Origin of the sequence: Variovorax sp. LjRoot290, assembly GCF_964253985.1 — a bacterium.
Classification (GTDB): domain Bacteria; phylum Pseudomonadota; class Gammaproteobacteria; order Burkholderiales; family Burkholderiaceae_C; genus Variovorax.
The window spans coordinates 1,199,806-1,214,630 of sequence record NZ_CAXURW020000002.1 but is presented as its reverse complement, the minus strand read 5'-3'; the positions used below and the strand labels follow the sequence as shown (position 1 = coordinate 1,214,630).

Sequence of the window (14,825 nt, the reverse complement as noted above, 5' to 3'; positions counted from 1 at the left end):
GGGGAAGGGAAGGCATGGAGGGGGTGCTCACTGCAGTTCGTCGGCATCGCTCACGGCAAGGCCCGCGGCTTTCCCGGGAGCCCCCAGGCTGTGCCGCAGTCGCTGGAACTGCTGGGATTCGCGCAAGGCACTACGCCCCCCGGCGATCAGCTGGCGGGCCTGGACCGGCAGGATCTCGAAGGAGGTGGGAACGTGCAGCAACGCGCGGCGCAGCGCGGGATCGGGCGCGTCATGCAGGCTGACATTGATCACGTGCAGTTCCGCATCGGCGGCGAAGGGACTCCCGTCGCGGCCGCGCTCCGCGGCCAGCTCGGCCTGCGCGCGGCGGACCGAGTCCTGCACGATCTCGATCGTCTCCTTCGTGTAGCGGCTTCCGGCCCCGAACACCAGCGCCGTCAGGATCTGGCCCGTGCCTGGCACACGGTCCGTGTCGTCGATCCGCTCGCCGATATCGCGCTCGGAGTTCACGCTCACGAGCACGATCTTGTGGACGGAGCCGGGCGGCAGGTGGCGGAAGCTCTCCCTCAGCGAACCACCCGCGACGGTGTGGTCGACCAGGCCGCGCACGCCGAGGTTGTCGGCGAGGCCGCCGTCGACGAGGTGGAGGTAGGGGCGGGCCCTGGCGTCGCTATAGCTCTGCGCGATGAGATGCAGCATGCGGGCCGACAGGTTCTGATCCGCGTTGTCCAGCAATTGCTTCTGCTCCGGGCGGGCGCAGCTGCCGGCATGGTTGCGCAGCGTCATGGGACTCAGGAGGAGCGGAACCGAAGAGGATGCCGCCACCGCGAAAGACAAGGGCAGGGAATCCAGATCCGAGCAGATCAGCGCGAACTGTTCGGAGGTGAACTCGAAGGGCGCGCCCGTGGTCAGGTCGGTCGCGGTGACCAGCAGGCGGGGCCAGGGCCGCCGCGTCCGCAGCTGCCCGTAAGTCACGTTGCGGAAGACGGCGTCCAGCCGTTCCTGCAGCACATTGCCGCGGCCCCACCACGGCGAGGTGAGGCGATAGAGCGTGGAGGGGGCAACGGCCTGGCGCAGAAGGGCGTTCTGGAAGTTCACCAGCAGGAAGTCCTTTTTGAACCGTGTGAAGACCTCGTCGCCGAAGGCCGCGTAGTAGCCGGCGAGGATGCTGCCGCCCGAAACTCCGCTGACCAGGCCGACCTCGTCGAGCAAGGTCGTCTCCCTCCCGCCGATCTCGAAGCGCGTGGCCTTGAGCTCTGCCAACACACCCAGGCCGAACGCTGCTGCCCGGGCACCGCCGCCGGACAGGGCGACAGCGGCGACGATCGGACGCTCCCGCACGGGCGCGTCCTGCTGCGGCTCCTCGTGCAGCATGAGGGGCAGGGGAGCCGGCGCGACGTTGCGCCCAGGCTCGTTGATCCAGGGACGGGTCGTCGAGCAAGCCAGCAGCAGCGCGCTCGCCATGCAGGCGCTGGCCAGGCGCACGACGGTCCTGGCGATGACGGCACGCGGCTGCGTGGCGCGGCTCCTTTCAACGCGACGCAAGCAAGCCATTGAGGTTGCGCACGTCGGACTGATTGAGTTCGCCGGCCGCCGCGGAGAGACGGACACGCCCGAGCAGGTAGTCGTAGCGCGCCTGCGCCAATGCGAGCTCGGCTTCGAACACGCGCTGCTGCGCATCGAGCACGTCGGGCTCCGTCCGCGTGCCCACGTCGCGCCCGAGCGTGGTTGCCTCGAGTGCCGTGCGGGCGGATTCCAGCGACTCCGTGAGGGATGCCACGCGGGACACGCCCGTTGTCACCGCGAGGAACGCGTCCTGCACGCGGAGGCGGACCTCTCGCCGCGCCGCGGCCAATTCCTGCTCGGCCTGGCCTTGTTTCGCGATGGACTCACGCTCGCGGGAGTCGATGCCTCCACCCGCGTACAACGGCACGCTGAACTGGAGGCCCACACTGCCCGTGCTGCGGCGATCCATGCTCTGCAGCGGCGAGAGATTGCCGCTCTGCCCCGTGCCCGAATAGCTGGCCACCAGATTCAATGTCGGACGCCCGGCGAGTCCGTACTTGCCGATTTCGGCCGTGGCGATCTCCAGCTGGGAGCGCTTCGCGCGCACAAGGGTGCTGTGGTCCTCGCCGCGCCCCTGCCATGCGTCGAGGCCGCTCGGAACCGGCGCGCTGGGGACGAAGTCGGCCGCGAGTCCGGCCAGGCTTTCGGCGGGCAAGCCGGTGGTCTCGCGGAACTCGGCGCGGCGCAGATCCAGGGTGCTGCGCGCGGAGATTTCCTTCGTCACGACCTGGTCGTAACGCGCCTGCGCTTCCCGCAAGTCCGTGATCTTGCCGCGCCCCACGTCGGATCGCGCCTGGGCGCGGTCCCGCTGCAGCCCCAACGCAGCCTTCTCGGCCTGCGCGACGCGCAAGGCGTCCTCCGCCAAGAGCACGCCGAAGTAGGCTTCCGACACACGCTGGACGAGGTCCTGGCTGGCGTGGTCGAACTGCGCCTCCGCGAGGTCCGACTGCAGGTGAAGCTGCTTTTTCTGCGCGCTCACGTTCGCGTCGTACAAGGGCTGCGTGAGCACCACGCCGGCTTGTCGTACCGTGCCTTTTCCCGACGAGGACAGGAAGGACGCCAGCGCGGGAGGGATGTTGCCGGACGAGTGATCGTGGATGCGGTTCACTCCCGCCTCCAGGCTGATCCGCGGGCGCAGCAAGGCATCGCCCTGCACGGCCAGCTCGCGGCCCGCGACACGCGCCTGGTCGGCGCCGAGCTTCGCGGGGTCGTGGCGCAGCGCGGCCTCGTATGCGGTGACCAGGTCGACGGCATGCGCCGCGGCGGAAAACAGGCCGAGGGCGGCCAGCAGCGCCCAGCGGGCGCTCGGGTTGAACACATTCATGGCTAGGCTCTTGTCGCCGGTTCGGCGCAGGGGGGTTGCGGCCGTTCGGCCCGGTAGCAGGCGGCGTACAGCGCCGGAAGGAAGAAGAGCGTCAGCAGCGTGGCGACTGCCAGTCCGCCCATGATGGCCCAGGCCATCGGGCCCCAGAAGACCGAGCGCGTCAGCGGCACCATGGCAAGGATCGCTGCCAATGCGGTCAGCACGATGGGACGCAGCCGCTGAACTGCAGACTCCACGATGGCGGTCCACAGCGGGGCGCCGGCCGCAAGTCCCTGGTCGATCTGGACCACCAGGATCACGGAGTTGCGGATGATCATCCCGGCCAGGGCAATCACGCCCAGCATCGCCACGAAGCCGAAGGGAATGCGGAAGGCGGCCAGGATGGCGCTCACCCCGATCAGCCCCAGCGGCGCCGTGAGCAGAACCAGCCCCATCTTCTTCATGTCGTGCAGCTGGACCATCAGGAGCAGGAGGACCACGATGATCGTCACCGGCATGACGGCGAGAATGGACTTCTCGGCCTTTGCGCTGGACTCGTAGGCACCGCCCACCTCGATGCCGTAGCCGAGGGGAAGCTGCTTGGCGAGTGCCTCGATGCCAGGGAGCAGCGCCCGCGTCACGTCGGGCGCTTCCGCCCCGGAGAGGTCGGCGCGCACGGTCAGCGTCGGCACCCGGTTGCGGCGCCACAGCTGGCTCTCCTCGCTGGTCATCGTCAGGCGCGCCACCTGCGAGACGGGCACGAATTTCCCTTCGCGCAGGTAGATCTTCGCGTCCTTCAGATTGTTCAGGTCGGTGCGCTCCGCTGCGACCAGGCGGGAGACGACGTCGATGTCCTGGTCTCCCTCACGGAACTGCGTGATGGGCGTGCCGGTCAGGGAACCCTCGAGCGCCGCCTTGATCTGCCACGAGCTGATGCCGAGCGCGCGCGCCTTGTCCTGGTCGACGTCCACTTGCACCCGTTTGGTCCGCTCGCCCCAGTCCTGGTTGACGTGCCGCACGTGCGGGTTGGTGCGCATGAGGTCGGCGACCTGGCCGGCGATCTCCCGCACGCGTTGGTCATCGCCGCCGAAGACGCGGAACTGGACCGGATAGCCCACGGGCGGCCCATTCTCCAGACGGTTCACCCGGCCGCGCACGTTCGGCAGCTCGTGGTCGAAGATGCGCTGCAGGCTCGCCCGCACGCGCTCCCGCGCCTCGCCGCCCTTGGTCATCACCATCAGCTCGCCGAGGTTCAGGTTGGGCGTCTGCACGTCCAGCGGCAGGTAGAAGCGCGGGCTGCCGGTGCCCACGTAGCTGGTGACCGCGACCACGTCCGGGTCCTTGCGCAGCATGGCCTCGACCTCGCGCACCTCGCCCGCGCTCGCCTCGAACGTGGACGCCTGCGGCATCCAGAGATCCACCATCAACTCCGGCCGGTCGGAGGCCGGAAAGAACTGCTGCGGAACCAGCTTGAACAGCAGGAGGGATCCCGCGAACAGCGCAAAGGTGATGCCGATGACCCAGCGCCGGTGGACCAGACACGCATCCACGAAGCGGCGGAAGCGCACGTAGAAGCCGCGCTGGTAGACCGCCTCCTCGTCGTGCGCGGCGTGCGGGTGCTCCTTCAGCAGCTTGAATCCTATGTAGGGGGTGAACAGCACCGCGACGATCCACGACAGCACCAGCGAGATGCCGACCACCTGGAACAGCGACACCACGTACTCGCCCGTGCCGGACCGCGCAAAGCCGACCGGCAGGAAGCCGGCGGCGGTGATCAGCGTGCCGGTCAGCATGGGAAACGCTGTCGCGGTGTAGGCGTAGGTGGCGGCACGAAACTTGTCCCACCCCTGCTCCAGCTTCAGCGCCATCATCTCGACGGCGATGATCGCGTCGTCCACCAGCAGACCGAGCGCGATGATCAGCGCGCCGAGCGAGATCCGCTGCAGGTCGATGCCGAACAGGTACATCGCCAGGAAAGTTAGCGCGAGCACGAGCGGGATGCACAGTGCCACCACCAGGCCGGTGCGAAAGCCCAGCGAGAGGAAGCTGACCGCCAGCACGATGACCACCGCCTCGGCGAGGCTCGTCTTGAACTCGTGCACGGATTGCTCCACCACCCGCGGCTGGTCGCTCACGGCATGAATCTGGACGCCAACGGGCAGGTTCGCCTGCACGCGCTTCACCGTCTCGTCCAGCTCCGTGCCAAGGCGGATGACATCGCCGCCCTTGCGCATGCTGACCGCCAGACCCATGGCTTCGGTCCCGTTAAAGCGCATCTTGGTCACCGGCGGATCGACGAGGCCGCGTCGCACCTCCGCGATGTCGCCCAGGCGGAAGGTGCGGTTGCCCGCGTGTATGCCGATGCTGCGGATACCTTCGATCGAGTCGAACTCGCCGCTCACCGTGAGCCGCACCTGCTCGGCGCTCGACTGCACCGTGCCGGCGGCCGCGACGGCGTTCGTCTGGGCGAGGGTCGAGGCGATGAGCGCCGGATCGATCCCCAGGGATGCCAGCTTGGCGGTCGAGGCCTCCACGTAGATCTTCTCGTCCTGCTTGCCCACGAGATCCACCTTGTTCACGTCCGGCACGCGCAGGAACTCGTTGCGCGCCGCGTCGGCGAACTCGCGCAGTTCGCGATTGCCGAATCCGTCGCCCGTGAGGGCGTACAGATTGCCGAAGGTGTCGCCGAACTCGTCGTTGAAGAACGGGCCCTGCACGCCTGCCGGCAAGGTGGCGCGGATGTCGCCGACCTTCTTGCGCACCTGGTACCAGACGTCGGGAACCGCGGCAGGTGCAGTCGCGTCTCGCAGGTTGACCTTGATCTGGGTTTCCCCGGGCCGCACATAGGTCGCCGTGTAGTCGATCTCGGCCACCTCCTGCAGCTTCTTCTCGATCTTGTCGGTAACCTGGTCCGCCATCTGCTCTGCGGAGCTTCCCGGCCAGTACGCCTGCACCACCATCGTCTTGATGGTGAACTCGGGGTCCTCTTTCTGGCCCAGGCTGCGGTAGGCCAGAACGCCTGTGATCGTCAGCAGCAGGAGCAGGAAGGCGATCATCTGCGGGTGCTTCAGGGCCCACTCGGAAAGGTTGACGCCCTTCATCGCGCGTCTCCTGCGGCAGGCAGCTTCACGCGCTGCCCGGCCTGCAGCATGTGAACGCCGGCCGTCACCACGGTTTCGCCGCCCTGCAGCCCGGAGGCGACGAGCACGCTGTCGTCCTGGGCGCTGCCCAGCACCACCTCCCGCGCCGCCACGCGCGACGTCTCGGGATCCACCACCCACACGTGGCGGCGCCCTTCGGCGTCGACTACGGCTGTCAGGGGCAGGCGTATCGCGCTCGTGCCGTCCACATTGGGCGTAACGACAGAAGCCGTCATGCCCAGGCGCAGGAGCTCGCGGTCGGGGTCCTGGATCGTGATGCGGGCGGAGTAGGTGCGCGTCACGCTGTCGGTGGCGGGCGCCAGTTCGCGCAGCACGCCCGTCCAGTGCCTGCCCGGGTGCGCCCAGACCGAGACCTGCAGCAATCGCGCCTTGCGCAGCTCGTCAACGCGTCCCTCCGGGATGCTGATCGCCACTTCGCGTTCGCCCTCCGCGGCAACGGTCACCACCGACTGTCCGGCACCGACCACCTGCCCCGTCTCCGCGGCGATCGCCGTGACGACGCCATCGCGGTCCGCGGTGAGCACCGTGAAGCCGCGCTGGTTGGCGTGGATCTCGCGCTGCGCCTGGGCCGAGCGCAGCTGGGCCTCGGCCTGGTCGAGCGCGAGCTTCTGCTGGTCTAGTTCGGCGCGCGAGGCGAACTGGCGCGCGAGCAGTTGCTCGGTGCGCTGCAGCTCGGTGCGCGCTTGCGCGACGCGGCTCCTGGCCGCGTCGACGTCGGCGCTGGCGGAAGCGACTTGCAGCGCCTCCTGCTGCGGGTCGAGGCGCAGCAGGGGCTGCCCGCGCTTGACGAAGGCTCCGACGTCGACCAGGCGCGCGACGACCTTGCCGGCCGTGCGGAATCCCAGCTGGCTTTCGTAACGCGCCGCGATCGCGCCGGAATAGGCGGACCCCACCGAACCGGTGTTGTGGCCCGCGACGACGGCGCGGACAGGCCGCACCTCCTCGTGGGGTTTGGCGGGCTCGCCCGTGCAGGCGGCCAGCAGGGTGGCGGTCGCCAGCGGTGCGATGGCCCATCGAACGTTCATCAATGCTCTCCTTGTTGTCATGGCAGTGCTCGGCGAGTTCCGGCGGCGTGCTGAATCAGCCAGGCGAGCAGTTCCTGCGCGGTGGCAAAGTCGGTGCTGTCGCCACTTGCTACGTGCTCGGCGCGGCCGACCAGCTGGCCGGATTCGGGCCTCGCGTCGCGGTGCATCCGGAGGACATACGCGCCAGCGGAGGGATAGGTCGGGTGCGGGTTCAGGGTCATGGCAGCAGTTTGAAATCGCGGCGCCCTGAAGTCGTCTCGTTACGGTCCCGGTTCGGTATCGATCGAGGTTGCGAATCCATCCATGAACCAGACAACACCCCTTCAGGCCCGCTTCGGCCCGCACCGGCTGGAGGAGGCCGAGGCGCTGCTGGAGCGTGACGGTGCGGCCCTCGAACTCACGCCGCGGGCTTTCCAGGTTCTCTACGCTCTGCTGCGCCAGCCCGGACAACTGGTGACGAAGGACGCGGTCCTGAATACGGTGTGGGCCACCGGCACATCAACGAAGCGGCCTTGAAGAACGTCGTGAGCCAGTTGCGGCAGACGATCGGGGGACGCCGCTTCATCCAGACTGCGGCAAGGCGCGGCGCCGAGCCTTCATGCTCGTGCTCGAAGCGCTGGATGAGTTGTGCTGCGGGAGGGTGGCGCAAGCGTGGTGCTGACCGTTCAGGGTGGAGGGAACACCAGCACGGACCGCCCCTGCGCGCCGGCGCGCACGCGTTCAAAACCGGACGCAGCGTCATCGGGTGTGCCGGTCCAGCCGACCGGCAGGCGCAGTCCCGCCGCGAATGCAGCGAGGAGCGCCTCCAGCGCCTCCTCGTCCGGCTGGAACAGCACCCAGGCATATCGCGCAGACGTGCTGCGCGCCGCCACTTGGGCCCGGGAAGCCCGCCGCGTGCTGTAGCTGTGACGTGCCCCGCCAAGCCAGCCGTGACTGTCGAAGTTGGCGAGCAGCGGATGCACGGTGGTGCTGTGGCCGAACGCATGGTCAGCAAGCCGGGCGGAAAGTTGCGCGTCATCCGCCCAGCTGCCGAAATTCAGCACTGCAGCGAAGTCCGAAGGCAGCTGGCCCAACGCCCCGTTGCCCCGCGGCACCAGCTCGTCTGCGCCCAGTTCCTTGCAGGCCGGCAAGTGGGCAGCGCTCGCGACGGCGGTAGTGAGCGCACCCCATGTGCGCAGCACGTGAAGTGCCATGCGGCCCAGCGCACCCGAAGCTCCATTCACGAGCACCTTGCGACCGGCAGCCGTGACCGGCCTGAGCCCCGCCGCGCGCAGCGCGATCCACATGGTCGTGAAGCAATACGGGAGTGCAGCCAATTCCATCAGGTCGGTGCCCGGCGGCACCGGACGTACATGGCGGGCGGGAATGACCACGTGCGATGCATGCGCTCCGTAGCGACCTGTAGGAGAGATGCCGACGACCATGGCGCCGAGCGGCGGTGTCGACACGTCGGGACCATGGTCGCGGACGATCCCGACCACGTCGTTGCCCAGCACCAGCGGGAAATGTCCGGCACCGCGCAACGAGAGCAGCCGCCGCCCGTAGCCACCGGCGCGCTTTACGTCGATGGGATTGATGGCAGAGGCGAGCTGCTCGACGACGAGCTCGCCGCGTCCCGGCGGGCGCAGCGGCATGTCGCGCACGGACAGCCGCGGCGGGTCTTCGGGCGTGAGGCAGACAAGTGATCGCGCCTGCTTCATGCTTTCGCTCCTTGAAGCTCGTGTTCGACAACGCTGCGCGCTCGCGATGCGAGCGCGACCGAGGGTCCCATCGCGTCCGATCGGTGCGCCGCAATCGCCGTGGTCTGCTCACCCAGGTCGATGGCGCCGTCGTCGGTGCGGATGGTCGCACTGAGGCGGTCACCGGGGCGCAGGTACATCGGGTTGCTGCGCCCCTTCGCGATGAAGGCGCGCCACTTGCCGGCCTCGCCGAGGAAATGCCGCATCACGAAGAGGGCGAACTTCCCAGGTGCCCGGGCCGCACAGCCGGCGGGCGTGCCGGTGGCGATCAGGTCACCGGCCTGCACGTCCATGACCGAGGCGAGTTCGCTCAGCGTCGCGGCTGGCTGGTGGATCATCTCGCCGCAATATCCATCCTGGCGCGGCTGTCCGTTTACCGCAAGCCGCATGCGCAGCTGCGGCCAGCGCTTCCACTCGTCGGCGTTCAGCAGCACGATGCCCGGGCCGACCGGCCCGAAGCCGCGGAAGCTCTTGCCCTTGTAGAACTGTCCTTGGGGCAGCTGCACGTCCCGTGCCGACAGGTCATTGACGATCGTGACGCCGGCCAGCCATTCATGCAGCCGATCCGGCGCGACGACGGTGCCCGCCGGGATGTCGTGCCGCAGCACCAGGCCCAGCTCGATCTCGTAGTCGAGCAGGTGCACGTTCGCCGGACGAACGACCGGGGCATCGGCGGGCGTGATGCAGGAGCTTGCCTTCGTAAAGAGCGTGTTGAACGGAAAGTCGCTCGCCTTCAGCCCGGATTCCTCTACGTGGCTGCGGTAGTTCACGCCTTGGCAGAGGAACTGCTGGTTGGTCGTCACGGGCGCCAGCACGCGGACCTCGGCGAGCGGCACGGTGGCTTGGTCCGCCCTGACCTCCCAGAGGGCCGCCCAATGGCGGGACAGGAGCTCGCCCGTGGTGGCGGCAGCGATGTCCAGGGGGGCGAGGCGGGAGCCGAACTGCACGGCCCAGAAGGTGCGCGTGCCGTCGTCACAGCGAAGCAGGATGCGTGGCATGTTGGGATTCCAGTTGGAGTTGGTGGAGTCAGGACCAGGGGCGCGCGGGCGCGTCCATGGCTTGGGCAAGCAGCTTCAGGCGCTGCACGCTGATGCGCTTTTCGAGCACGAGCCGCAGCACGCGCAGCGCCGTGCGGAGGTTCTTGCCGGGCTTCATCGAGGGCGGGGCGTCCGGCCCCCAGGCCCAGATCCCGCCGAAGTCGAGCGGCGAGTAGCAGGTCTCAGAGTCCGCGGTGAAGAGATCACTGTCGGTGTAGTGCTCGTACTCGATTCCGTCCGGGTCGCGCCAGTAGTCGAAGAGCTGGCTTCCCAGGAGATGCCGGCCGATGCCCCACAGGTGCCGCCAACCTCCGGCGCGCAGAACCTGCTGGCCCTGTCCGAGCGCGTCGAGGTCGATCACCTCGTAGGCGCTGTGCTCATACCGGTCCTCGATGGCGCCGACGAGGACGAGCGTGTGATGGTCCGCGGGTTGCGAACCCAGGTCGAGGCGCATGAAGGCCAGCGCCGGACTGCCGTCGGCGAGGTACTGCACGTCGCTCGGGATCAGCCCCAGTACGCGCATGTACCACTGCGCCATCCCTGCGAAGTCCACCGTTTGCAAGACGAGATGCCCCAGCCGCACGACGCGGGCGGGTTCGATCGGCGTGCGCACGGTGGCGTTGATGCGGGGTGCATGGACCGCGGAGTTGGTCATCGCGCCGACAGGGTCGCGGTTCGGCAGCGTCGGCACGGATGGCAGCCCCTGGAGGAGCCACACCGGACGGCCGGAGGGATCCAGGATCTCGATCCCGCGCGCTTTCACCGGAAGCTGGTCGGGGCGCAGCCAGGTGCCGGCGAACTCGCGCTCGTACACGCGCAAATCCGTATCGGCTGACATCTGGAACGCAGCGCCGATGAATCGGTTGGCCGATCCTGGCTCGGCCACCGTCACACATGGCGTACCCGCTGTTCCGCGGGCGACGATGCACTCGGGCCCTGAATGCGCGATCGTCAGCCCAAAGTCGCGCCAGAACCGCTCGGTCTTCGCCAGCGACCTCTTCTGCCAGCGCAGGAAGGCCAGCGAGATGGCGCGGCCGACCGCGGGGGGGCGAGACAGGCGTTGAATGGTGGAAGGCAGGCGGCTGTCCGGCATGGCTTCCGTCTGCCGTAGGGAAGTGGAACCTCGCATGGGTACTTGTGAACGGCTACCAGCTTCTGAGGCGGTAGCGACGTTGCGAAGGGGGTGCATGGGTTTCACAGGTTGGACAGGCGACGAACTGATGTGATAATGACTTATATGTCATTATGACAGAATTGTTATTTTCCCTAGCCCTCACTGCCGAGTCCACCGATGAACCACGATCCGCATGCCGTCCCGCCCGCGTCCTTCGAGTTGCCGGAGCGGCTCGTGCCATCGTCCGGAATCGGATCGCTGGACGACGTGCATCGGCTCGAAGACGCTGTCTCCGATCCCCTGGCCGAAGTCCACAGTACGTATGAGCTGCTGGGAGGCGGCGCGCGGCGAGCGCCGGACGCGCCGGCCGTCTCCTTTTTTCTCGAGCCGACCGACTACGCTCATCCATTCACCTGGACGCACGGCGAATGGTTTGCCCGCATCACCCAGACGGCCAATCTCCTGCGCCGGTTGGGCCTCGGTCGCACAGACGTCGTGGCGTTCGCCCTCCCCAATCTTCCAGAGACGCACTGGATCATCTGGGGCGGCGAAGCCGCCGGCTCAGTCTTCGCGATGAACCCGCTGCTCGAGCCGGGCATGCTGCGCGAGCTGATGATCGCGGTACGCCCCAAGCTGCTCGTGACGCTGGAGCCCACCCCCGGGTCCGACCTCTGGGAGAAAGTGGCCGCGGTCGCGCAGCAAGTGCCCGGGCTGCAGGCGGTTCTGACGGTCTCCCCGCGGCGCTACTCGCGTGCGGCGGCACCGCCACACTCCCAAGCGGGAGGCGCCCAGCAGGGACAGCTCGAGCGACTGCCGGTCCTCGATCTCCATGACGAGCTGCGCAAGGTCGAGGGCAAAAGCCTGGAATTCGAGCCGCCGTGCCTGGACGACGTGGCTTCCTACTTCTGCACGGGCGGAACGACCGGACTGCCGAAGATCGCCGTCCGGACGCACCGCACCGAAGCCGCGAACGCAATGCAGCTCGCCGCCATGTTTGGCGACAGTGGCCTTTCAGGCCCGCTGTTCTGCGGCCTGCCGCTCTCCCACGTGAACGCGCAGATCGGCACTGGATTGATGCCATGGGCGCTGGGTCGCCACGTGGTGCTCGGGACGCCTTCGGGCTACCGCGCGCCGGGATTGATCCCGCTGTTCTGGCGCATCGCGGAGTACTTCCGCTTGTGTTCCTTCTCGGGTGTCCCCACCGTCTACTCGGCCCTGATGCAGGTTCCGCCGCACGGGCACGATCTGTCCTCGCTGCAGTTCGGCCTCTGCGGCGCCGCCCCCATGCCCTTCGAACTGATCAAGCGCTTTCAGGACGAGACGGGCGTCAAGATCCTGGAAGGCTACGGCCTCACCGAAGGGGGCTGCGTCTCCACGATCAACCCGCCGGGGGGCACCGCCAAGGCCGGCGCGATCGGGATCCGCGTGCCATGGCAGGAAGTGAAGGTGGTGGTGCTGGACGGGGAAGGGCGCTACATCCGCGAGGCAGCGGTCGACGAAGCGGGTACGCTTGCGATCTCCGGTCCCAACCTGTTCCTCGGCTACCTGAACGCCGCCCATAACGAGGACCTGTGGATCGACATCCCAGTCGAACGCGGCCATGCGACCCGCCGTTGGTTGAACACCGGGGATATGGGGCGCTTGGATCGTGAGGGGTACTTCTGGCTCACCGGCCGCAGCAAGGAGCTGATCATCCGGGGCGGCCACAACATTGATCCCAAGTTGATCGAGGAACCGATGCACGAACATCCCGCCGTCGCCCTGGCGGCGGCGATCGGGCGTCCCGATGTCCATGCCGGAGAGGTTCCCGTGGTGTACGTACAGCTGCGCCCCGGCGCATCGGCCTTGCCGGAGGAACTGATGGATTGGGCGGAACGCAGGATCGCAGAACGCGCCGCGTGGCCGAAGCAGGTACGGATCCTGCCGGCGCTTCCGACCACGCCGGTCGGCAAGATCTTCAAGCCGGCACTGGTCGATCGCGAGATCGCGGCGGTGGTGAATGAGGAAGCGCGAGCGGCGGGCGTGAGTCTGCGCGCATGCGAGGTCGTACGTGACGCGGCACGCGGCATCGTTGTGCGGTGGTCCGCGGCCGGCAACGGGGATGCCCTTTGCCAGCGGCTCGCGCACTACACATTCAGGCAGGAACCCGCCTGACCCAGGCTGGCCTTTCCGCACCCGCCCCAAGGCAGAATCCGCGCATGCAGAAAGAAGACCACCGGACCCGGGTTGCCGCGGAACGGCGCGAGAGGATGCGCCGGCGCCTGTTCGAAAGCGCCATTCAGCTCGTCGCCAAGAAGGGGCCGGCGGCGACTTCCATCGACGACGTCATCCAGGCGGCCGAGGTCTCCCGGGGAACCTTCTACAAGTACTTCGACGCCCCGAACACGCTCTTTGACGCGTTGGCTCTGGAGGTGATGAACGACCTCATCCGCATGGCGGAACCTGCTGTGGTGCGCTTCGACGATCCGGCGCAACGGGTTTCCACCGGCATGAGGCTGATCATCCGCCTTGCCATGACGAACCGCGAAGTGGCCGGGTTCCTTGTCCGACTGGGATGGCCAGAGATGCGCAGCGGCCGCGTGCTGCTCGATTTCGTCAAGCGCGATCTCGAACAAGGCATGCGGCAACAGCGCTTCGTCGATATGCCCATGCGCCTGGCAACGAACATCGTTTCCATGACGGTCCTGGGGAGCGTGCACGCGATGCTGCCCATGCGCTCGCCGAAGGATTTCGCACAACAGGCGGTCGCCAGCGCGCTGCGAGCCCTGGGCGTCGAAGGGAAGGACGCCGTTCGCATCGCAACAATGGAGTTGCCGGTGCCGGAACCCCTGGAGAGCGGGCTGCTCTGGCCCAGGACTGCTGTACGCGGGGTGCGACGCGAAGCACCCGCACGCAAACCGGCCACGACGAGGTAGCTGAGGGGCGCCAAGTTTCGAATGCCGTTGCTTCCTCCACGAGGGACGCTTGCGGCGTGTCGCCGCCGCATGCATGTGCATAATTGCAAACTTAGGCATTTAGCATGATGGAAGATCGACTCATCGCAAGCGAGCGGCAGGAGCTTCCGGCCGAGCGCGGTGTTGCCCAATATCAGCGCTTGGCTTCGCTGCTGAGGCACCGCATCGCGAAGGGCGAATACCCGCTCGGCGCGCAGCTGCCCCCGATGACGCAACTGGCCGACGACCTGGGTGTCGCCGTCGTCTCCGTCCGGCAGGCGTACGAGATGCTGTCCAGGGAAGGGCTCATCCGCAGCCAGCGCGGTGTCGGGACGCATGTGGCAGCACTGCCCGCCGAGGTGGGCGAGCTTGCGCTGGCGATCAACGATCCGTTCGCCGTGCCGCAGGCGCTCGCCTTCGAGATTCTCGAAGTGCGACGGCCCACCGCCGTCCCGCAGGAGCTGCTTGGGCCGGACGATAGGGCGGCCAGCGAAAACGTGTGCGTCCGCAAGCTGCACACCTATTCCGGTGAGCCGTTCTGCTACGCCGAGATCTATGTGCCGACGTCGGTCTTCGAAGCGCTGCCCAGGGACACCGCCAAGAAGAGGAAGTTGCTCGCCGCGGTGCTCGATGAACTCGGCCCACGCTGCAGACGGGTGCGACAACGCATGACCGTGATGCCCGCGGACTTTCCCTTGTGCGACATGCTGAAGATCCCGTTCGCTTCGCCCGTCGCCAAGATGTCGCGGCGCCTGGTCGACGGCAAGGGCAACGTGCTGTACGCCGGCGTTACCTGGTATCGGGGCGACCGCTACGTCTCCGAGATCGACATCCCCATCTCCGCATTGAAGTCCGCGCCCGGAATCACGGAACCGCAGCCGCGGGCGATCGCCGAGCGAAGACCGGGCTAAAGAGCCTTCGGTCGAAGCAGCGGGTAAACCCGCATGGTCGGATCCTTTCTTCCCTCTAAACTACTAACATTAGACGTT

12 protein-coding genes are annotated in these 14,825 nt (G+C 67.7%); 4 read left to right on the top strand and 8 right to left on the bottom strand.

Annotated elements, in window-relative coordinates:
- Positions 1-27: 27 nt before the first annotated feature.
- Genes ACSQ9A_RS34820 through ACSQ9A_RS34800 form a run of 5 tightly spaced genes read right to left on the bottom strand, consistent with a single transcriptional unit; the run spans position 28 to position 7,234 of the window.
- Entirely contained in the window at positions 28-1,443 is a 1,416-nt protein-coding gene (locus ACSQ9A_RS34820) for a patatin-like phospholipase family protein (protein WP_436307315.1), read from the bottom strand.
- A gap of 46 nt (positions 1,444-1,489) precedes the next feature.
- Positions 1,490-2,848, bottom strand: coding sequence for a TolC family outer membrane protein (locus tag ACSQ9A_RS34815; RefSeq protein WP_436307314.1), 1,359 nt, complete (start codon positions 2,846-2,848; stop codon positions 1,490-1,492).
- 2 nt (positions 2,849-2,850) lie between these two features.
- A complete protein-coding gene (locus tag ACSQ9A_RS34810) occupies positions 2,851-5,928 on the bottom strand; it encodes an efflux RND transporter permease subunit (protein WP_436307313.1) in 3,078 nt (1,025 codons plus the stop codon).
- Entirely contained in the window at positions 5,925-7,013 is a 1,089-nt protein-coding gene (locus tag ACSQ9A_RS34805; protein ID WP_436307312.1) for an efflux RND transporter periplasmic adaptor subunit, read from the bottom strand. The genes ACSQ9A_RS34810 and ACSQ9A_RS34805 overlap by 4 nt, the downstream gene beginning before the upstream one ends.
- A gap of 17 nt (positions 7,014-7,030) precedes the next feature.
- Positions 7,031-7,234: a hypothetical protein gene (locus tag ACSQ9A_RS34800; protein WP_436307311.1), complete on the bottom strand. Its 204-nt coding sequence runs from the start codon at positions 7,232-7,234 to the stop codon at positions 7,031-7,033.
- 82 nt (positions 7,235-7,316) lie between these two features.
- Between ACSQ9A_RS34800 and ACSQ9A_RS34795 the strand changes: the two genes are divergently transcribed.
- Positions 7,317-7,529: a winged helix-turn-helix domain-containing protein gene (locus tag ACSQ9A_RS34795; protein ID WP_436307310.1), complete on the top strand. Its 213-nt coding sequence runs from the start codon at positions 7,317-7,319 to the stop codon at positions 7,527-7,529.
- Between the two features lie 149 nt (positions 7,530-7,678).
- On the opposite strand, the gene ACSQ9A_RS34790 is transcribed toward ACSQ9A_RS34795, so the two are convergent.
- From ACSQ9A_RS34790 to ACSQ9A_RS34780, 3 genes are read right to left on the bottom strand one after another with little or no spacing between them, the layout of a single operon-like run.
- Positions 7,679-8,713, bottom strand: coding sequence for an alcohol dehydrogenase catalytic domain-containing protein (locus ACSQ9A_RS34790; RefSeq protein ID WP_436307309.1), 1,035 nt, complete (start codon positions 8,711-8,713; stop codon positions 7,679-7,681).
- Complete coding sequence (locus tag ACSQ9A_RS34785) at positions 8,710-9,750, bottom strand: fumarylacetoacetate hydrolase family protein (protein WP_436307308.1); 1,041 nt, start codon at positions 9,748-9,750, stop codon at positions 8,710-8,712. The genes ACSQ9A_RS34790 and ACSQ9A_RS34785 overlap by 4 nt, the downstream gene beginning before the upstream one ends.
- A 28-nt stretch (positions 9,751-9,778) precedes the next feature.
- Complete coding sequence (locus ACSQ9A_RS34780; RefSeq protein ID WP_436307307.1) at positions 9,779-10,882, bottom strand: VOC family protein; 1,104 nt, start codon at positions 10,880-10,882, stop codon at positions 9,779-9,781.
- Positions 10,883-11,080: 198 nt separating this feature from the next.
- Between ACSQ9A_RS34780 and ACSQ9A_RS34775 the strand changes: the two genes are divergently transcribed.
- The 3 genes from ACSQ9A_RS34775 (at position 11,081) to ACSQ9A_RS34765 (ending at position 14,747) form a co-directional block, all read left to right on the top strand.
- Positions 11,081-13,057 carry an acyl-CoA synthetase gene (locus ACSQ9A_RS34775; protein WP_436307306.1) on the top strand — a complete coding sequence of 659 codons (1,977 nt, stop codon included), beginning with the start codon at positions 11,081-11,083 and terminating at the stop codon, positions 13,055-13,057.
- Positions 13,058-13,101: 44 nt separating this feature from the next.
- Positions 13,102-13,818 carry a TetR/AcrR family transcriptional regulator gene (locus ACSQ9A_RS34770; protein ID WP_436307305.1) on the top strand — a complete coding sequence of 239 codons (717 nt, stop codon included), beginning with the start codon at positions 13,102-13,104 and terminating at the stop codon, positions 13,816-13,818.
- 104 nt (positions 13,819-13,922) lie between these two features.
- Complete coding sequence (locus ACSQ9A_RS34765; RefSeq protein ID WP_436307304.1) at positions 13,923-14,747, top strand: GntR family transcriptional regulator; 825 nt, start codon at positions 13,923-13,925, stop codon at positions 14,745-14,747.
- Positions 14,748-14,825 lie beyond the last annotated feature (78 nt).